Below are 17,449 nucleotides of genomic sequence, written 5' to 3'. Positions count from 1 at the left end.
CTCCATTTGGAAGCCTTGAATCACTCCGGCTCAGCGGCGACAAGGGGGTTTGAGTACAGAACCTAGAGCGCACCGGTGGGGTGGAATTGCGGCGAACGGGTTAACGGCTGCGAACGCGCCGTTACCACGTGTTCGTACCGTTAACGGCGATGCTAGCGGCGCCTCGGGCGGCGGATCGCTCTCACATTGCCGTTAGCGCCGCCGCCGCAGAAGAAGCGGTCGCCGCCATCGGACTCCAGGCCGGAGACGCCCGTCCCGGCCGGCAGGTCGAGCTGCTCGAGCACCTTGCCGGTCTCCGGGTCGATCCGCCTGATGTCGCTCTCGTCGTTCTCCCAGGTGCCGTGCCAGAGCTCGCCGTCGACCCAGGTCACCCCCGTGACGAAGCGCTTGCTCTCGATGGTGCGGAGCACCTTCCCGGTTTCCGGATCGACCTGATGGATCTTGCGCTCGCGATATTGCCCGACCCACAGCGAGCCCTCGGCCCAGGCCAGGCCGGAATCGCCGCCGCCGCCCGGCGCCGGAATCGTGCCCAGCACCTTGCCCGAGGCTGCATCGATCTTCTGGATGCGATCCTCGGCGATCTGGAACAGGTGCCGGCCGTCGAACGCCGTGCCGGCATGCGCGGCGACATCGATGGAGCGCGCGACCTTGCCGCTATCAGGATCGACCGCGTTCAACTTGTCGCCGGAAGCGAACCAGACATGGCTGCCGTCATAGGTGACGCCATGCACGGCCTCCACGCCCGGATATGGCCCATACTCCCTGACGATCTCGGCGGCTGAACGTTTCATGTGCTCGCTCCCTCTGATGTGGTCCCAATTTACGTCTTCAGCAGCGGGGTGGGGAGTAACAAGCCTGTCGGGAAACCCGGGACGGGCGGCGTCATCCAGCGCCGCGCCCGCCCGTGTCCGAACGATTGCACCTTGTTCGACCGCGCCAGCTCGTCGAGTGCCCGCTGCACCGTGCGCGCACTCGTTGCCAGCGCCAGCGCGAGCGCCGAGCTCGACCAGGGCTCGCCGTCGGAGAGGAAGGCGAGAACAGCGGCGTGCTTCTCCTCGACTGGCCGCGCCAGCACGAGGACGTCGCGCGTCTTGCGCGGCGCGAGCGCAAAGCCGTGCTTCGTCGCGCTCACGTCGGCAAGCGGTTTGAGTTTGGTGCGGAGCCGTCCGATCTCGACCCGCAGCCGCGCGCGATGCGATTCGTCGAAATGCCTGGCGTGAAACGCCCCCGCGATCAGCGTCTGCCGCGAGACGTCCGCGGGCCACGCCTGCGCCAGGATGCGGACGAGCGCGAACAGCACCGGCCGGGTGCCGAGCGACACCACGGTGCCGCGCCTGCGAACCGAATGATGGAAGGTGTCGATGACGAGCGCCTCGGATGTCGCGAGATCCTCGATTCCCTCCAGCCGCAGGGGCCGCTCGTCGCCGCGCACGATCAGCCGTGCCGCCGGCGCGTCCAACACGCGGCTTGCGGCATCGACCTCGGCCGTCAGCGCGGGGATATCGGCCTGCCGCGCCGCGTGGGCCGCCCGCGCCAGCGCCGCGCGCGCGTCCTTCGTTCGGAGCCGCCGTATGGCGATGCCGACCAGCACGAGCTCGCGGACGACGACAGAGGAGGGCGGCAGCGGGACGGAGCTGAGCTCGGCGAGCGTACGCTCGGCCTCGTCGATATGTCCAAGGAGGAGCAGGCGCCGCGCCGCGATGTGGCTTGCATGTGCCGCGTTGGCGAGATCGCCGTGCTTCGCCAGGGTCGCGCGCGCCGCGGCGAGCGTCTTGTCCGGCCGGCCCAGATCGCGCGAGACCAGCGCGATCTCGGCTTCGGCCACCATGCATCTGGCGCGCGCCACCGCCTCGCGCGGACCGAACGCGCGCGCGGCGCTGCGCAGCAGCGATTTGGCCTTGGCCAGATCGCCGAGCTGCGCCATGGCGATGCCGCGCAGCGCCAGCGACGGCGCGTCGTTGCGCAGCGCAACGCGGTTCAGCGCGCCGAGCGGATCTCCCGCCTCTAACGCACGTGCGGCGGCCGTGATCAGCGATTCCATTCAAATCCCGCCACACTTGTTACTCCCACCGCGCAACCGCCCGGTGCCAGAAATCATTGTCCACCGACGATGTGCGGTGAGGGGGATTCGGTTCCGCGAAACGCCAGGCCGATTCCCCAGGTTGAAGATTTGGAGAGTCATGATGACACTAGCCCAAAGCGAACGGAATAACGGACAGGCTGCCATGCAAACACCGCCGGTGGTGTCGCCGCAGGACTGGGAGGCGGCCCGTCAGCAGCTGCTCGTGAAGGAAAAGGCGCATACCCGTGCCCGCGACGCCCTGGCCGCCGAGCGCCGGCGCATGCCGTGGATGGAAGTGACCAAAACCTATGCGTTCGAGGGGCCCGGCGGCAAGCTCGGTCTCGTCGACCTGTTCCAGGACCGGCGGCAGCTGATCGTCTATCGCGCCTTCTTCGAGCCCGGCGTGTTCGGCTGGCCCGATCATGCCTGCCGCGGTTGCTCCATGGTGGCCGACCAGGTCGCCCATGTCGCGCACCTGAATGCCCGCGACACCACGCTGGTGTTCGCCTCGCGCGCGCCGCAGGCCGACATCATCAGGCTGAAGCAGCGGATGGGCTGGACCATGCCGTGGGTCACCGTCACCGACAGCTTCGATGCCGATTTCGGCGTCGACGAATGGCACGGCACCAACGTGTTCTACCGCGATGGAACGCGGATTTTCCGCACCTATTTCGTCAAGAGCCGCGGCGACGAGCAGATGGGCGGCACCTGGAACTATCTCGACATCACCCCGCTCGGCCGCCAGGAGGTCTGGGAGGACTCGCCGAAGGGTTATCCGCAGACGCCGACCTACAAATGGTGGAACTGGCACGACAGCTACGAAGATGGCGATGCGCCCGACCGTAAATGGGTCGAAATCTCCGATGCCGGCGAGAAGGCGTTTCGCCGGGAGGCCGCGGAAGGTCGTGACTAGTCACCTGAGCGCAACGGCTGGCGCCAGCCGCGATGGCGCGACGGTGGCGCGCCATGTCGCCAGATGGCTGGCCTTGGCGGCCACGCCGACCTTCGCGGTCATGGCGCTGTCGACGGCCATGCTCGGCAACGGTCCGGCGGACATGCTGTGCGGCGCCGGGCAGGGGTCTCTGCTCGGCGGCATGGTGCCGATGTATCTGCTGATGAGCGCGTTTCATTCGGCCGCGTGGTTGAGGTTGATCTCGGAGCGGCGAGGCGGGAACGGCGCCGGGATCACCGAGACCGCCGCGCGTCGTCTTCGAAGAACAAGGCCATCATGATCTCATCATGGTATCGGCCGTGCTGCTTCAGCGCCTTCACCCCGCGACCATATTCGACGAAACCGGCCGCCGTGTAGAGCCGCAACGCGGGCAGGTTTTGGCTGACGACGACAAGATGAAGCTGCTCGACGCGGCTTGCCGCATGCGCTGCGACGGCGTCGACGAGGAGTCGCCCGGTGCCGCACTTCCGCGCCTGTGGCCGCACATACATCCCCCACAGCACCGCCTTGTGCGCGGTCTTCGCACCATCCTCCCGGCGGAAGCCGGCGGTCCCCACCAGTTCGCCTGCGATGAACGCACCGAACACGTCCGACGTCGCCAGACGCTCTTCGAACCAGGCAAGGGGCTTGTCCCGCTCGCGTTCGAGCGTGCTGCCAAAAGCCTCGGGATGGGTCGCGAGCGCTTCCAGCCGGATCGTGCGGTAGAGCGCGGCATCGGCGGGTGCGAGCAGGCGGATCGTATCAGCGGTAGCGCTTAGGGCGGGCGTCATAGCGGGTGATGTCCGTTGGATAATTAGAATGCCGCGAACTCTTTGTCCTCAACGTGCCCGCCTCGTCCTTCGAGACGCCGCTGGCGCGGCTCCTCAGGATGAGGCTCAACTGGCATTTCGTCCGTCGCGGCAGTCATTCGTGAAGCAAGAGATCTTCCATCGGACCGTCCGGAGCCCCACACTCAGACCTCATCCTGAGGGGCCGCCATAGGGGGGGCGTCTCGAAGGATGATGCGATCCGCGCTTTGCCAACTCATGCAATTCAGTGAAATCTCCGCGCATGAAGGCTTCCTTCTTGGCGCGGCTCCATTTCTTGAGTTTGCGTTCGCATTCGATCGCGTCGGTGATGCGATCGAACCATTGCGAGAAGATCAACGTCACGGGGCGGCGCGACTGTGTATAGCTCTCGAACGTGCCGGTGTTGTGCTGGGCGATTCTGATGTCGAGCTCGGTGCGCGTCGTGCCGATGTAGTAACTGCCGTCGACGCATCTGAGGATGTCGAGCCAAGCGCCATCAGTCATCGTGAACGCCTCGTCCTTCGAGACGCGCGCAAGAGCGCGCTCCTCAGGATGAGGCTAACTGGCATATGCGGTCTTGCGCAAGAGTTGCGTGAACACTGGCGGCCGCGCACTCCGCCCTCATCCTGAGGAGCCCGCCATCGGCGGGCGTCTCGAAGGATGCGCCACGATTTCCGACGCAAGCCTGAACGCGCGGTTATCGCCCGCCCGCGGCTTGCAAATACGCAACCACCTTCGCGGCTTCCTCCGCCGAGACGCCGCCATAAGGCTGCATCTTGTTGCCCGACACCACCTCGTCGGGCTTGAGCATGAAGCGGGTGAGCTTGTCCTGGTCCCAGACGAAGCCGGCTTCCTTCATGGACGAGGAGTAGTTGTAGTCCGGCAGCGAGCCGGCCTTGCGGCCTAGAATCCTGTTGAGGTTGGGGCCGAGGCGGTTGTCGCCTTCCTTCGTGGAATGACAGGTTCGGCAGGAATTGTTGAAAGCCTGCTGGGCGGCCTCATCGCCCGCCGGCTGCTGCGCGCGCGATGAGGGCGCGGACACGAGCAGCGCCAGGGCTCCGGCGCCTGCGATCGCGGACAGCCACCGACACGGCGAGGGTTGCAAATCTGATTGCATTGGCGCCTCCATCAAGGGACCGCGCCGCAGCAAGCGCGCGTCGACACGTCGTGGGCAAACGAAAACGACCCCGGTGGGTTCCGGGGCCGTTTGCGTCACAATGTCCTGTCGGTTCAGCGCGTCGCGGTTCCGAGCTCCGCGCGGCGCTCCGTCATCGGCAGCACCACGACCTTGGTGCCGACGTTGACGCGGGAATAGAGGTCGGTGACGTCGTCGTTCGTCATGCGGATGCACCCGGACGAGACGCGCTTGCCGATGGTCTCGGGCGCGTTGGTGCCGTGGATGCGGTAGATGGTGCCGCCGAGATACATGGCGCGGGCGCCGAGCGGATTGCCGGGGCCGCCGGCCATGTGGCGCGGCAGATAGGGCTGGCGGGCGATCATTTCCGGCGGCGGCGTCCAGGCCGGCCACTCGGCCTTGCGGGTCACCGACTGCACGCCGGACCAGGTGAAGCCGTCGCGGCCGACGCCGATGCCGTAGCGGAGCGCCTGACCGTTGCCGAGCACGTAATAGAGGTAAGTGTTGGGCGTATCGATGATGATGGTGCCCGGCGCCTCACGCGTCGCGTAGGAGACGGTCTGGCGGCGGAAGCGGGCCGGCATCTCGACGGCGTCCTGATCCTCGGACGGCTCGGTCTGGTAGGCCGGCGCCTGGTAGGGCTGATAGGGCTGGATCGGCTGCGGCGCGGCGAACGGCGGCAGCGGCTGGAAGAAGGGGAACAGCTGCACGGGCGCGGCCTTGGCGCTACCTGCGAAAGCGATCGCGGAGACCGCGACGGCGCCAAAGGCAACGGCGCGCGAAAACCTCTTGAACGTGTCCAGATTGAACATGTGATCGCCCCTGTTTGCTCGGTGGTTTCGGCCACCGCGGCACCGTTGCGGTGCTCCGTTGCCTGGATCACTAACGGAAAAACGTTTCGGGAGATTTGCGCGGAAAACCGAAAACGGTTTCACGGTGGCAAGGATTGTTTCATGACAGTTTCGTGGCCGCCGGCGCCCGTTAACGACCAAAACAACGGGCCGACACTTCTATGACGTCACACGCCTGAAATATCCTTCGTTGATGGTCGGAAACCGAGAATCATCAAACTCTCGGGATTTTCCCATGCGGGTATTAATCGCAACTGACGCCTGGCATCCGCAGGTCAACGGCGTGGTCCGCACCCTGACTTCGCTGGCGAACGCGGCCAAGGCGCTCGATGTCGAGATCGACTTCCTCACGCCGGACGGCTTTCCGTCCTGGCCGCTGCCGACCTATCCGGGCCTGCGCTTTGCGCTGCCTTCGGCGAAGGAGATTGCGCGGCGGATCGAGAGCTGCGCGCCGGAAGCCCTGCATATCGCAACCGAAGGGCCGATCGGCTGGGCGGCGCGGGCCTATTGCCGTCGCAACCGGCTCGCCTTCACCACCTCCTACACCACGCGCTTCCCCGAATATGTTTCGGTGCGGACCGGCATCCCGGCGTCGGTCGGCTATGCCGTGCTGCGCCACTTCCACGATGCTGCCGCCATGACCATGGTGGCGACGCCCTCCCTGCGGCAGGAGCTGTCCGAGCGCGGCTTCAAGCGGCTCGGCTTCTGGACACGCGGCGTCAACACCGAGCTGTTCCATCCGGATAGCCCCGCCAAGCTCGATCTGCCGCGCCCGATCTTCATGACCATGGGGCGCGTGGCGGTGGAGAAGAATCTCGAGGCGTTCCTCTCGCTCGATCTGCCCGGCACCAAGGTCGTCGTCGGCGACGGCCCGCAGAAGGCCGCGCTCGAAAAGAAATATCCGCACGTGGTGTTCCTCGGCGAGAAGAAGGGCGCCGATCTCACCGCGCATCTCGCCGCCGCCAACGTGTTCGTGTTTCCGAGCCTGACCGATACGTTCGGCGTGGTGCAGCTCGAGGCGCTGGCCTGCGGCACGCCGGTCGCGGCCTTCCCGGTGACGGGTCCGAAGGACGTCATCGCCGATCATCCGATCGGCGCCATCGATCACGATTTGCGCCGCGCGTGCCTGCGCGCGCTCACCATGTCGCGCGAGACCTGCCGCAACTTTGCGCTGGAGCGTTCCTGGGAGAACAGCGCGCGCCAGTTCGTCGGCAACCTCACCTCCCTTCAGCCCAGCCGCGTCCTGCGCGCCTCGCCTCGCATGGCGCGGCGCCCGGTGCGCGGTTGATCTTTCATTAGAACCACAGCGAGAACCTCACCGATGGCCAAGATCATGAACCTTGACGGCACCCAGCAGCTCGACCTTACCCGCGGCACGGTCGAGCAGGCCTACGATCGCTGGGCGCCGGTCTACGATCTCGTGTTCGGCGGCGTGTTCGCCAAGGGGCGGCAGGCGGCGATCGCCGCCACCAACAAGATCGGCGGCCGCGTGCTCGAGGTCGGTGTCGGCACCGGCATCTCGCTGCCGCTCTACGCCCCGAATCTGCGCATCTTCGGCACCGACATTTCGGAAGCGATGCTGGACAAGGCGCGCCAGCGCGTTGCCGAGGGCAAGCTGAAGAACGTCGAGGGTCTCGCGGTGATGGATGCCGAGAAGCTCGAATTCCCCGACAATTCCTTCGACGTCGTGATGGCGCAGTATGTCGTGACCGCGGTGCCGAACCCGGAGAAGGCGCTCGACGAATTCGCCCGCGTGTTGCGTCCCGGCGGCGAGCTGATCATCCTTACGCGCGTCAGCGCGGATGCCGGCATGCGCCGCTTCATCGAGCAGAAGCTGCAGCCGGTGGTGCGTCCGCTCGGTTTCCGCACCGCCGAGTTCGCCTGGTCGCGTTATGCGAAGTGGCTGGCCGGTGCTCATGGCATGGAGCTCGCCGAGCGCCGCCTGATTCCGCCGCTGGGTCATTTCTCCCTGGTGCGCTTCCGCAAGGTCGACGTCGCGAAAGCGGCGTGACCTGAAGCGCGAGCGTCGTGCGTCATCGCGCCGCTGCATGTCGTCACATGACAAGATGATGTTGTCACACGGCGTACATCGAATCCCGTTAACTCCGTATCCGAAAGCATCCTGGGGAAGAGCATGATCAAGAATTATCTCGAGCAGCTGCGGATCCAGCGCTGGGACGACCATCGCTACTATCACCACAGCCGCATCAATCAGAGCCTGCACTTCGTCAGCGCGCTGAGCTTCCTCTTCGCCTATGTCTGGCTGTTCGTCGATCCCGTGGTCTCCGCGCTGGTCGGCTGGCTGGTCTCGATGACCTCGCGCCAGGCCGGTCACTTCTTCTTCGAGCCGCACGATTACGACCACATCAACCAGGCCACGCACGAGTACAAGGAAGAGATCAAGGTCGGCTACAACCTTCAGCGCAAGGTGGTGCTGATGGCGATCTGGGCAGCCTCGCCGCTGGTGCTGCTCGCCGATCCCACGCTGTTCGGCCTGTTCACGCCCTGGGCGGGCGCGACCGACTTCATGCGACAGGTCGCCAAGATCTGGCTCGTGGTCGGCGGCGGCGGCCTTCTGTTCCGCACCGTGCACCTGTTCTTCATCCGCGACGTCGAGACCGGCCTCGTCTGGATGACCAAGATCCTGACCGATCCGTTCCACGATCTGATGCTCTATCGCAGCGCGCCGCTGGCGCTGATGCGCGGCGAGCTGATGGATCCCGGCCTGCACCTCAACCCCGAGCACACGCTGGGCCTCATCGGCGAGCCCACGCTCGAAGAGCAGCACGCCTGAGCGCGCTGCGTACACGTCACACTCCGATGTCGAACGGTTACGTCATGCCCGGGCTTGTCCCGGGCATCCACGTCTTGGGGGCTTTTTCGCCGTTGCTCGCGCGGGGGCAGGGGGCCGCCGTAAACGCCGTCATTGCGGGATGGTCCGAAGGACCAGACCCGGAATCTCGAGCTTCCGGGTTCGGCGCTTCGAGCCGCCCCGGAATGACGGTGGTGGTTAGCGGGGGACCGACCTCAGCGTCCAAAGCGCTTGGCCAGCATCTCTTTCAGGATCTGCCGCCTGATGTTCTTGTTGGTGAGCGCGCCGTCGTGCCACCAGAAGCCGTCGGCCTTCATCTTCTGCGCGGCGCGGACGAAGCGCTCGGCAACTTCGGTGAAATCGGCGTCGGTGTAGTTGAGGCTGAAGATCAGCCGGCCGGTGCCGACCCAGCTCAGCGCCAGGCCCTCGGCGCGCAGGTAGTATTGCAGCATCCAGTTGTAGCGGGACGGGGTGGTGTATTTCACCGTCCAGATCGACGAGAAGTTGGCGAAGCGAACCGGCAGGTCGGCGCCTTCCATCATCCGGTTGAGCGTTTGTACACGGCCGTTCCAGGTCTCTTCCAGCCCCTCGTAGACGGCGCGGAAGTTGGGGCTGGCGAGGCGGCTCAGGAACTCGTCCATCGCCGTCATGACGTAGGGGTGCGAGTTGAAGGTGCCGCGGGCGAAGCAGATGTCGGCGGGACGGTCGTCGCGGAAGCGGCGCATCAGCTCGCTTTTGCCGCAGACCACGCCGACCGGCAGGCCGCCGGCGAGGCTCTTGCCGTAGGTCACCATGTCGGCCTTGACGCCAAAGTAATCCTGGGCGCCACCGGCCGCGAGGCGGAAGCCGACGAAGACCTCGTCGAAGATCAAGACGATGCCGCGCTCGGCGCAGACTTCACGAAGCTTCTTCAGCCATTCGGTGTAAGCTGCGCGATCGAAATTGCCGCCGCGCGAGCTGTCGACCAGCGAGGAATCGCCGGGAGCGTTCGCGTTCGGATGCAGGCCCTGCAGCGGATTGACCAGCACGCAGGCAATGTCCTTGCGCGTCTTCAGCACATGCAGCGTCTTCTCCGACATCTCGGCGAGGGTGTAGGTCTCGTGCGCGGCAATGGGATTGCCGACGCCGGGCTGCACGTCGCCCCACCAGCCGTGATAGGCGCCGGCGAATCGGACGAGATGGGTGCGCCGGGTGTGGTAGCGCGCGAGGCGCACGGCCTGCATCACGGCCTCGGTGCCGGACATGTGGAACGACACCTCGTCGAGGCCGGAGATCTGGCGGAGCCGCTGCACGTTGTCGAGGATGACGGGGTGATAGGGGCCGAGCACGGGTCCGAGCGCATGCGCCCGCTTCTCGGCGCCCTCGATGCACTCCTTGTAGAAGTCGTTGCCGAAGATGTTGACGCCGTAGGACCCGGTGAGGTCGTACGAGGTGTTGCCGTCGACATCGGTGACGGTGACACCGCTGGACGACTCCATGAAGGTCGAGGTGCCCAGATGCTCGCGAACGAGACGCGAGAACTGGAACGGCACGCGGTAGCTCTCGGTGAAGTTCAAATCGGAAATCGTCTCCGCCGCTTCCTTCGTCATCGCGCGGCCCTTCGGGTAGCGCTCGGCGTAGAGCTTGGCGAGGCGGAAGAAGGCGTCCTTACGCTGGGCGGCGATGTTCGCCGGCGCGCCGTCGCAGGAGAAGTAATCGCTCTCTCCGAACTCGTAGAACGGCAGCAGCTTCGCCACCCGGCGCGACATCTTGGAGTGTCCGGCGAGCGAGCGGTGCTTGGCACGGGACAGTTCGACCCGCGCCTTGATCTTCGGGAGGACGGCGGCAGCGGACGCTGCGGCGGCCACGGACATCGAGAGAATCGGGAGTGTCGTTTCCATGACAACAAGCGCTAATACTGTGAGCTGACAGATTCATGACAGTCAAAGCCCTCATCGCCTCTTTCACCCAGCAGGAAGACCTCAACTTCCTGTTGACCAACCGCATCCCCCGCGCCGCGCTGACCCGCTTCATGGGATGGTTCTCCAAGATCGAGAATCCGCTGGTGAGGGACTCTTCGATCGCGCTGTGGAAGCTGTTCTCCGATCTCGATCTGTCGGAGGCGAGGAAGACCAATTTCAAGAGCCTGCACGATTGTTTCACGCGGGAGCTGAAGCCCGGCCTGCGGCCGTTTGATCCGGATACCTCCATTGTCGCCAGTCCGTCGGACGGCATCGTCGGCGCCCACGGGAAGATCGCCGACACCGAGCTGTTCCAGGTCAAGGGCGCGCCCTATTCGCTGCTCGACCTCGTCGGCGATTCCGCGCTGGTTGACCAACACCGCAACGGCTCCTTCGTCACGCTGCGGCTGACCTCGAGCATGTATCACCGCTTCCATGCGCCCTATGACGCGCATATCGAACGTGTCACGCTGATCCATGGCGATGTCTGGAACGTCAATCCGATCGCGCTGAAGCGGGTCGAGCGCCTGTTCTGCAAGAACGAGCGCGCGGTGATCCGAACGCATCTTTCGACCGGCGAGGCCGTGACGCTGGTGCCGGTCGCCGCGATCCTGGTCGCCAGCATCCGCCTGCACTTCCTCGACATGGTGCTGAACGCGCAGACGCGCGGGCCGGTCAATTTCCCTTGCGACGTCAAGGTGGCCAAGGGCGAGGAGCTCGGCTGGTTCGAGCACGGTTCGACCATCATCATCCTCGCGCCCGGCGATTTCAACTTCTTCGACGGCATCGCCGAGGGCACGCGGATTCGTGCCGGCCAGGCGCTGCTGAGGAGAAAGTAGCCTTCAATCCGCCGTCCCCGTCGCCTATATCGTTCGCGGGGACGATTTAACGACGACGGATTTGGTGATGGCGCGGGCGCCGGTCATGGCGGCGGGTGGTATTGTGCTGCGGCGAGGCGCTGTCCCGCTGATCGCGGTCGTGCGTCAGCGCAAGCGCAACGAATGGGTCTTGCCCAAGGGCAAGCTCGACGACGGCGAGACGCCGAAGGAAGCCGCGCACCGCGAGGTGCTGGAGGAGACCGGCCACGACGTCGCCGTGCACGAATTTCTCGGCACGCTGGTCTACCAATCCGGCGGTCGCTCCAAGGTCGTGCATTTCTGGCGGATGGAGGCTGATGGCGGGCCGGTCCGCAAGCTGATGAACGACATCAAGGCGGTTGACTGGCTCGCGCTGGACGATGCGATCGGGCGTCTCTCGCGCGAATATGAGCGCGCGTTCCTGACACAGATTGGCCCGATCGCGCTTGCTGCAGCGGGGCTGGTGGCATCGCCGGCACCCGAGCCGGTACAAGCGACCGATGACATCGACGCAGCCTTGCAGACGCTGACGCCGGCCGAAGCCGCCTCCATCGACGAGTTGCGGCACGGCCTGTTGCAGAAGGTGAAGGCCTGGCTGCGCGGCGAGGCGTGAGGTTCCCTCACGCCGTGCTGCTTGCGGGTCTTAGACCATCCTCGAACCGATGTGTCTTTGGGAGCGTCAGCTTCCTCCACGTCGTCATTGCGAGCCACCGGGTCCGCGCGTAGCGCGGCCCGATGACGGGCTCCGCGAAGCAATCCAGAATCCCTCCGCGGAGGGACTCTGGATTGCTTCGTCGCAAGGGCTCTTCGCAATGACGGGGAGAGAGAGCGACGGGGAGAGAGAGCGTCACCGCCGATCTCTTTTCTCCTTCGGAGCGGGCGCGGGTCGGCGCGGGGCTACCGGGCGTTGCGTGGCGGGGAGCCGTTGCTGGAATCCGCCTTGGTGTTGGATGCTCGGCGGTTGAGTCGCGGGTGGCTGGCCGGGCTGCAGGCCGGTGCGCGGCTGTTGTGGCTGCGGGGCTGCTGGCTGTGTCCCGCCCGGTTGCGCCGGCACGATTCCTCCGGGCGGAATCCGTCCATCGCGCTGCGGCTGAGTTTGTTGCACGCGGTTTGGCTGTGTGCCCTGGCCGGCCCGCGGCGCACCCGGACGTCCCGCGCCTTGCTGCTGGCCGGGTTGCGGCTGACCCTGTTGCTGGCCTCGCTGTTGCCCTTGTCGCGGTCCTTGTTGCAGTCCTTGGCCCGCACGCGGTGTGCCCGGCTGCGCCGCGCCACCTTGCTGGCCCTGTCGCTGCGGCGGCTGGGCGCCTTGCCGGCCCGGCGTGCCCGGCTGCTGCTGACCCGGACGGTTGTTCTGGCCGGGCTGGCCGTTCGGGCGCTGCGGTTGCTGGGCGGGCACGGTCGCCGGCCGCAATTGCTGTTGCTGCGGCGGCTGGCTGGGGCGCGGAATGCGGCTGAGCGCGGTCGGATTGGCGCGGCGGAAGTCGCGCTGCTCGGTGACGATCTGGCGGCCGGTGGTCTGGGCCAGATGAACCTGGCTGACGAAGCCGCGGTCGCGCGCGATCTGCTGCGGGGCAATCGTGATCGGCACCGCGGCGAAGCGCATCGTGCCGGCAATCGCGGCGCCGGGCCGGATCGCAAAGCCGCTCGCGCCCTGCGTCAGTGCGCCGAGCCGCGTGCCGCTGGTGCGGTCGTCGACGTCGATGTGACCGACGCGGCCGTCTGCGTCCGGATAGAGCTTGATGTTGACGTTGTTGGCGCCGCCGGCGGTTGCACCTTCGGGCACGTCGACGACACCGGTGGTGCCGCGGATGCCGAGCGTCGCCGTCGGCGTCGTGATCTTCATGTCGCCGGTCTTGGCCACCGCCGCCGCGACGAAAGCGACCGTGCCCTTGCCAATGTCGAAAATCCCCGAGTTCTGCTTACCGCCGTCCTCGTAGACGTAATTGTCGATGGTGATCTTCGAAGAGGCGGAAAGGTTGAACGTGGTGGCGTCGTTGAAGGTGATGCCGAGCGTCGAGTTCGACGAGGTCTGCACGACATCGTTGAGGTAGATGTCGTCGCGCACGCGCAGCGGATAGGAGTTCTTGTCGCGGATCACGGTCGCGATTCCCGTGACGGTCGCGACGTTGCCGATCGGCTCGACGGCGGCGGATTGTGCATCTGCCGCGGGTGCCGGCGAGGCCGTGGGCGTCGGGGAGGCCGCGGGCGCGGGTTCGGCCTGGGGCTGCGCCTGTGCGAGTTCGATCGCATCCGATGCACAAGCCGCGCTGCTGCCTGCCAGCGGCAATGCCGGCAGCACGAGCGCGAACACGAAGCGGCGCCAAGCCAACATTGATGTCACGAAGAGGTCCCGGTGAGAACGCGAGGCGAGATCGGTGGATTTCAGCCGGGGCGACCTGAATGGCGGATGAACGTGTGTGGCTTGCGGTGAGTGAACGTTCGAGCGGTAACGCTATCCCCTCATGGTGAGGAGCGCGCCCTTGCGCGCGGCTCGAACCATGCAGGCCCGTGATCTCGGCCTCGCCCTTCGAGACGCCTGCTGCGCAGGGTGAGGGGATAGAGCGAGGCTGTCGCGCGAGATCCCGGGTCGATGCTTCGCATCGCCCGGGATGACGGTGGTGATGTCAGCTCACGCGCTTCCAGGTCTGACCGCCGCAGAACATGCCACCGAAGGCGCAGCCCTGCACGCGCATCGCATTGGGGCCCTTCATCGCGATGGTCGAGTCGTAGTTGCGGCCGGAGTCGGGATCGTGGATGCGGCCGCTCCACTTCGAGCCCTCGGGCTTCATGTTGATCAGGATGCGCTCGTTGGTCTTCTCAGCGTAACCGCACAGATTGGCGCCACACTGCTCGACGCGGACATTGCCCTTGTTCTCTTCGGTCGCCCAGACGCCGATCGGCGAGTTCGGGGTGGCCACCGGCGCGGCGGCCACCGGGGCCGGAGCAGGCGCGGGAGCAACCGCGACCGGCGCAGGAGCGGGAGCAGGAGCCGCAACGGGCGCGGGCGGTGTCGCATTGTCGTAGCTGGCTGACGGGGCGGCGGCCACGGTTGCTGCCGGAGCGGGCGGCGCAGGCGCGGCCGGTGCGGTTGCCTGGACCGGGGCCTGCTGCGCGGGCTGCTGCTGCACCGCCGCCGGGGCGGGCTGCGCGGTGGTGGCCGGAGCCGGCGTGGTGTCGATGTCGTCGTCCTTGGAGCCGCCGAGGCCCTTGAGGTTGATGTTGTTCAGCTTGATCGGCTTGTCCGACAGGCCCGGCGCGACGATGGTGACGCAATTGAGCGAGGCGCAGTTGCGTGGCGTCTCGATGCGGATGTGCTGGCCCTCGATCTGGAACGAGATCGTATTTCCGCCGGCATGCGCGGCGGCGGTCGACGCCAGGAAGAGCGCGGTCGCGGCGATAGTGAGCTTGTTCATGACAACCTCCGAAAATGGCGTGGTCCCGATGGACTGAAGTCGCCGGTGGATGAAGCGTGGTTCGACCCTACGCCGGGCGGGCCGGGCGTTCTGTGATGGGGGTCACAACGGCTTCAAGCAACTGGGTGAGCCAGCGCACATCCAGCCGTGAGTGATCCCGCATAACCTTGTCGCGACACGACAGGAGGCGCCGATGACCCGGCTTTTGACTTCGCTTGGCACATTGATCGCTTTGACGGTGGTCGCGCCCGCCGCCGAGGCCGGCTCCTACTCGTTCTCAATCGGCGGCAACCGCTTCCATGTCGAGGCGCCCAAGACGTGCCGGTCCACATCCTGTGTGTCGATCTCGTCCAATCGCAGCCTTCGGCCGGTGGAAGAGACCACAACGAGACCGGCGCCGCCGCCGGCCCCAATTGTCCAGGCGCCAGTCACTCCGGCCATTTCGATTCGTCCGCCGCCGACGGCCGTCGTCGCGGCACCCCCTGCGCCTCCAGCGCCCATCCTTGCCGCGACGACGTCGCAGCACGTTGTGCTGCCGCCGGCCCCAAAACCAGAGACTTCAAGACCTGAGGCGCTGATTCCCAATCCGCCGCGGGTTGACCTGCCGCGCGTCGATCCGCCGAAAACCGCGACGCTCGATCCGCCGCGCATGGCGCCGCCGCCCGCTCCGAGCCCGGAGATCAAGCAGACCGTGACGACCACGCAGCGCAACGACGACGAGGGGGGCTATACGCCGCTCGGCGAATGGGAGAGCGTCGGCGCCAAGGGCACGGTGCGCATCGAGCGCTGTGGTCCTGCGCTGTGCGGTTACGCGCTGACCGAGGCTTCAAATCGCGGCGAGAGCGTGCTCGTCAACATGAAGCCGAAGGCGCACGACGTCTGGACCGGCAGCATCTACAGCCGCTCCAGCGGACGCACTTATTACGGGACGATGACGCTGAAGAGCTCCGGCAGGCTTTACGTCGAAGCCTGCGCAATCGGCCGTTTCTGGTGCTCCGGCAACGACTGGACGCGGGTCGAGGCGCCGCGCGTGCAACTGCTCACGACGTCGCGGCAGTGGAGCGAGCGGTCGTAGCGTTTCGCTCATCCTCCAGGGGAGAGTAAGCGGACTGCAGTTTTGCCGACTGTTTCCGTCTAGATCATGCCGAGCACGATGGCGCCGACGAAGGCCATGGCGAGGTACGCGGTGACTACGCTCAGTCTCCCGGCGAACGTCATGAGGTGGCTCCCTCCACGCGCGTCAGTTTGCGCGCGAGCCCTTATGGTTAACAGAAAGTCTCGCCGCGAAAAAGTCAGCCTTGCTGTCGCTCAGCTCGGGCAGCGCTTTGGTTCGCGCCGGCCGGCATGGTTAAAGAACAGTGAAACCAACGTGTTGAAGAGTCTTTAAGTAAATTCACCGAACGTGCGTGCATGACGCGCGGAGTTCGTTTGTATCTCGTCGGCTCCATCGTCCTTGTTTCGCTAGCGGGTTGCGGTCGCGGCTTCTTCCAGGCCGAACGTGAACCATGGCGGGCCGAGGCCGAGGCCGCTTGCCTGAAATCGGGCGCGGTGAAAGAGGGGCCGGATCTCGTCCGGATCGATCCGATCTCTGGGCCCGGCATGTGCGGCGCCGAGTTTCCGCTCAAGGTCGCCGCCCTCGGCGAAGCCTCGAACAGCTACGGCTTTGCCGACGAGGAGCTGCGCCCGCCGGGCAGCATCGGCGGCCAGCCGCGCTGGCCGGTGTCGCAGCCGCGCTCGACTAATCCGCAGAGCTCGAATTATCCGGCTTCGTCCTATCCGCAGCGCTCGAACTATCCGGAAACCGCGGTACGCCAGCCGGCTGGCTATGGCGCATCGTCCGGGCCGATGCCGCTGAACGCGCCCGGCGTGGCATCGCAGGAGGACGAGATCGACCTGCCGCCCGATGGCACCGACGCCGCCGGCGCGGCGCGCTACATGAACACGCCGAGCTATCCGGCCCGGCCCGCGCCTTACTCGCAGGCGCCTGCGCAGCAGCAACCGCTGCCGCGCCTCGGCCCCGCGCAGGGCAATCCCGTCACGACCGTCGGCCCGGTCGCGATCAAGCCGACCGCGACGCTCGCCTGTCCGATCGTCTCCGAGCTCGACCGCTGGCTCGCCGACACCGTGCAGCCTTCGGCGATGCGTTGGTTCGGTGTCCGCGTCGCCGAGATCAAGCAGATCTCCGCCTATTCCTGCCGCGGCATGAACGGCAATCCGCACTCTCACATCTCCGAGCACGCTTTCGGCAACGCGCTCGACATTGCCGCCTTCGTGCTCGCCGACGGCCGCCGCGTCACCGTGAAGGACGGCTGGCGCGGCATGCCGGAGGAGCAGGGATTCCTGCGCGACGTGCAGTCGGGCGCCTGCGCGCACTTCACCACGGTGCTGGCGCCGGGATCGAACGTCTATCACTACGATCACATCCACGTCGATCTGATGCGCCGCGCCAGCCGCCGCCTGATCTGCCAGCCCGCCGCGGTCTCCGGCGAAGAGGTCGCCTCGCGTGCGCAGTCGCGCCGTCCCTATGCGAGTGCGCGCGAACCCTCGGTGACCGGTTCGCTTGGCGCGCGCAAGAGCCCGGCGCACAAGCGTGAAGACGACGACTACGCCGACGACTAGGCGTGCTACGACGCGTCAAC

Annotated in this window: 18 protein-coding genes; 9 read left to right on the top strand and 9 right to left on the bottom strand. The window is 66.3% G+C overall.

Going from position 1 to position 17,449, the window contains the following annotated elements; all coding sequences use genetic code 11:
• Nucleotides 1–152: 152 nt before the first annotated feature.
• Together CO669_RS27890 and CO669_RS27885 are read right to left on the bottom strand one after the other, a co-directional pair.
• A complete protein-coding gene (locus CO669_RS27890; RefSeq protein ID WP_097663148.1) occupies nt 153–791 on the bottom strand; it encodes a Vgb family protein in 639 nt (212 codons plus the stop codon).
• Between the two features lie 29 nt (nt 792–820).
• The gene (locus CO669_RS27885; RefSeq protein ID WP_097663147.1) at nt 821–2,041 is read right to left on the bottom strand and encodes a winged helix-turn-helix domain-containing protein; all 1,221 of its coding nucleotides are present in this window, start codon (nt 2,039–2,041) and stop codon (nt 821–823) included.
• A gap of 139 nt (nt 2,042–2,180) precedes the next feature.
• On the opposite strand from CO669_RS27885, the gene CO669_RS27880 reads away from it, so the two are divergent.
• Nucleotides 2,181–2,975, top strand: coding sequence for a DUF899 domain-containing protein (locus tag CO669_RS27880; protein ID WP_097663146.1), 795 nt, complete (start codon nt 2,181–2,183; stop codon nt 2,973–2,975).
• The gene (locus tag CO669_RS36445; RefSeq protein ID WP_097663161.1) at nt 2,968–3,294 is read left to right on the top strand and encodes a hypothetical protein; all 327 of its coding nucleotides are present in this window, start codon (nt 2,968–2,970) and stop codon (nt 3,292–3,294) included. The genes CO669_RS27880 and CO669_RS36445 overlap by 8 nt, the downstream gene beginning before the upstream one ends.
• On the opposite strand, the gene CO669_RS27870 is transcribed toward CO669_RS36445, so the two are convergent.
• The 4 genes from CO669_RS27870 to CO669_RS27855 all read right to left on the bottom strand — a co-directional run bounded on the left by CO669_RS27870 (nt 3,248) and on the right by CO669_RS27855 (nt 5,749).
• Nucleotides 3,248–3,784 carry a GNAT family N-acetyltransferase gene (locus tag CO669_RS27870; protein ID WP_097663145.1) on the bottom strand — a complete coding sequence of 179 codons (537 nt, stop codon included), beginning with the start codon at nt 3,782–3,784 and terminating at the stop codon, nt 3,248–3,250. The genes CO669_RS36445 and CO669_RS27870 overlap by 47 nt on opposite strands.
• Before the next feature lie 189 nt (nt 3,785–3,973).
• Nucleotides 3,974–4,306, bottom strand: a complete 333-nt coding sequence (locus CO669_RS27865; protein WP_097663144.1) for a GIY-YIG nuclease family protein — start codon at nt 4,304–4,306, stop codon at nt 3,974–3,976.
• A gap of 193 nt (nt 4,307–4,499) precedes the next feature.
• Complete coding sequence (locus CO669_RS27860; RefSeq protein ID WP_245444538.1) at nt 4,500–4,919, bottom strand: c-type cytochrome; 420 nt, start codon at nt 4,917–4,919, stop codon at nt 4,500–4,502.
• A gap of 113 nt (nt 4,920–5,032) precedes the next feature.
• A complete protein-coding gene (locus CO669_RS27855; RefSeq protein WP_097663143.1) occupies nt 5,033–5,749 on the bottom strand; it encodes a L,D-transpeptidase in 717 nt (238 codons plus the stop codon).
• Between the two features lie 274 nt (nt 5,750–6,023).
• Here CO669_RS27855 and CO669_RS27850 point away from each other — a divergent pair, with 274 nt between their 5' ends.
• The 3 genes from CO669_RS27850 (at nt 6,024) to CO669_RS27840 (ending at nt 8,582) form a co-directional block, all read left to right on the top strand.
• Entirely contained in the window at nt 6,024–7,076 is a 1,053-nt protein-coding gene (locus CO669_RS27850) for a glycosyltransferase family 4 protein (protein WP_097663142.1), read from the top strand.
• Between the two features lie 33 nt (nt 7,077–7,109).
• A complete protein-coding gene (locus CO669_RS27845) occupies nt 7,110–7,799 on the top strand; it encodes a class I SAM-dependent methyltransferase (protein ID WP_097663141.1) in 690 nt (229 codons plus the stop codon).
• Between the two features lie 123 nt (nt 7,800–7,922).
• On the top strand, nt 7,923–8,582 hold the full coding sequence (locus tag CO669_RS27840) for a hypothetical protein (RefSeq protein WP_097663140.1): 660 nt from the start codon (nt 7,923–7,925) through the stop codon (nt 8,580–8,582).
• Between the two features lie 233 nt (nt 8,583–8,815).
• Here the strand turns inward: CO669_RS27840 and CO669_RS27835 are convergent, their stop codons facing one another.
• The gene (locus tag CO669_RS27835) at nt 8,816–10,480 is read right to left on the bottom strand and encodes an aminotransferase class III-fold pyridoxal phosphate-dependent enzyme (protein ID WP_097663139.1); all 1,665 of its coding nucleotides are present in this window, start codon (nt 10,478–10,480) and stop codon (nt 8,816–8,818) included.
• Nucleotides 10,481–10,515: 35 nt separating this feature from the next.
• Here CO669_RS27835 and asd point away from each other — a divergent pair, with 35 nt between their 5' ends.
• The gene (gene asd / locus CO669_RS27830) at nt 10,516–11,379 is read left to right on the top strand and encodes an archaetidylserine decarboxylase (protein WP_097663138.1); all 864 of its coding nucleotides are present in this window, start codon (nt 10,516–10,518) and stop codon (nt 11,377–11,379) included.
• A 67-nt stretch (nt 11,380–11,446) separates the two neighbouring features.
• Nucleotides 11,447–12,010: an NUDIX hydrolase gene (locus tag CO669_RS27825; protein WP_097663137.1), complete on the top strand. Its 564-nt coding sequence runs from the start codon at nt 11,447–11,449 to the stop codon at nt 12,008–12,010.
• Nucleotides 12,011–12,244: 234 nt separating this feature from the next.
• Here CO669_RS27825 and CO669_RS27820 read toward each other — a convergent pair whose 3' ends face one another.
• On the bottom strand, nt 12,245–13,729 hold the full coding sequence (locus CO669_RS27820) for a FecR domain-containing protein (protein ID WP_198964298.1): 1,485 nt from the start codon (nt 13,727–13,729) through the stop codon (nt 12,245–12,247).
• Between the two features lie 292 nt (nt 13,730–14,021).
• A complete protein-coding gene (locus tag CO669_RS27815; protein ID WP_097663135.1) occupies nt 14,022–14,810 on the bottom strand; it encodes a DUF2147 domain-containing protein in 789 nt (262 codons plus the stop codon).
• A 193-nt stretch (nt 14,811–15,003) separates the two neighbouring features.
• Between CO669_RS27815 and CO669_RS27810 the strand changes: the two genes are divergently transcribed.
• Nucleotides 15,004–15,885, top strand: a complete 882-nt coding sequence (locus CO669_RS27810) for a DUF2147 domain-containing protein (RefSeq protein ID WP_097663134.1) — start codon at nt 15,004–15,006, stop codon at nt 15,883–15,885.
• Between the two features lie 335 nt (nt 15,886–16,220).
• Nucleotides 16,221–17,429: an extensin family protein gene (locus CO669_RS27800; protein WP_097663133.1), complete on the top strand. Its 1,209-nt coding sequence runs from the start codon at nt 16,221–16,223 to the stop codon at nt 17,427–17,429.
• The last annotated feature ends 20 nt before the right edge of the window (nt 17,430–17,449 follow it).

Origin of the sequence: Bradyrhizobium sp. Y36 (genome assembly GCF_002531575.1) — a bacterium.
GTDB lineage: Bacteria > Pseudomonadota > Alphaproteobacteria > Rhizobiales > Xanthobacteraceae > Bradyrhizobium.
The sequence above is the reverse complement of the archived record's forward strand: the minus strand, read 5'-3'. Positions and strand labels throughout refer to the sequence as shown.

Coding starts and splice junctions, on each gene's coding strand:
- CO669_RS27890 (WP_097663148.1), bottom strand. CDS start 791: ATGAAACGTTCAGCCGCCGAGATCGTCAGGGAGTATGGGCCATATCCG.
- CO669_RS27885 (WP_097663147.1), bottom strand. CDS start 2,041: ATGGAATCGCTGATCACGGCCGCCGCACGTGCGTTAGAGGCGGGAGAT.
- CO669_RS27880 (WP_097663146.1), top strand. CDS start 2,181: ATGATGACACTAGCCCAAAGCGAACGGAATAACGGACAGGCTGCCATG.
- CO669_RS27870 (WP_097663145.1), bottom strand. CDS start 3,784: ATGACGCCCGCCCTAAGCGCTACCGCTGATACGATCCGCCTGCTCGCA.
- CO669_RS27865 (WP_097663144.1), bottom strand. CDS start 4,306: ATGACTGATGGCGCTTGGCTCGACATCCTCAGATGCGTCGACGGCAGT.
- CO669_RS27860 (WP_245444538.1), bottom strand. CDS start 4,919: ATGCAATCAGATTTGCAACCCTCGCCGTGTCGGTGGCTGTCCGCGATC.
- CO669_RS27855 (WP_097663143.1), bottom strand. CDS start 5,749: ATGTTCAATCTGGACACGTTCAAGAGGTTTTCGCGCGCCGTTGCCTTT.
- CO669_RS27850 (WP_097663142.1), top strand. CDS start 6,024: ATGCGGGTATTAATCGCAACTGACGCCTGGCATCCGCAGGTCAACGGC.
- CO669_RS27845 (WP_097663141.1), top strand. CDS start 7,110: ATGGCCAAGATCATGAACCTTGACGGCACCCAGCAGCTCGACCTTACC.
- CO669_RS27840 (WP_097663140.1), top strand. CDS start 7,923: ATGATCAAGAATTATCTCGAGCAGCTGCGGATCCAGCGCTGGGACGAC.
- CO669_RS27835 (WP_097663139.1), bottom strand. CDS start 10,480: ATGGAAACGACACTCCCGATTCTCTCGATGTCCGTGGCCGCCGCAGCG.
- asd (WP_097663138.1), top strand. CDS start 10,516: ATGACAGTCAAAGCCCTCATCGCCTCTTTCACCCAGCAGGAAGACCTC.
- CO669_RS27825 (WP_097663137.1), top strand. CDS start 11,447: ATGGCGCGGGCGCCGGTCATGGCGGCGGGTGGTATTGTGCTGCGGCGA.
- CO669_RS27820 (WP_198964298.1), bottom strand. CDS start 13,729: ATGTTGGCTTGGCGCCGCTTCGTGTTCGCGCTCGTGCTGCCGGCATTG.
- CO669_RS27815 (WP_097663135.1), bottom strand. CDS start 14,810: ATGAACAAGCTCACTATCGCCGCGACCGCGCTCTTCCTGGCGTCGACC.
- CO669_RS27810 (WP_097663134.1), top strand. CDS start 15,004: ATGACCCGGCTTTTGACTTCGCTTGGCACATTGATCGCTTTGACGGTG.
- CO669_RS27800 (WP_097663133.1), top strand. CDS start 16,221: ATGACGCGCGGAGTTCGTTTGTATCTCGTCGGCTCCATCGTCCTTGTT.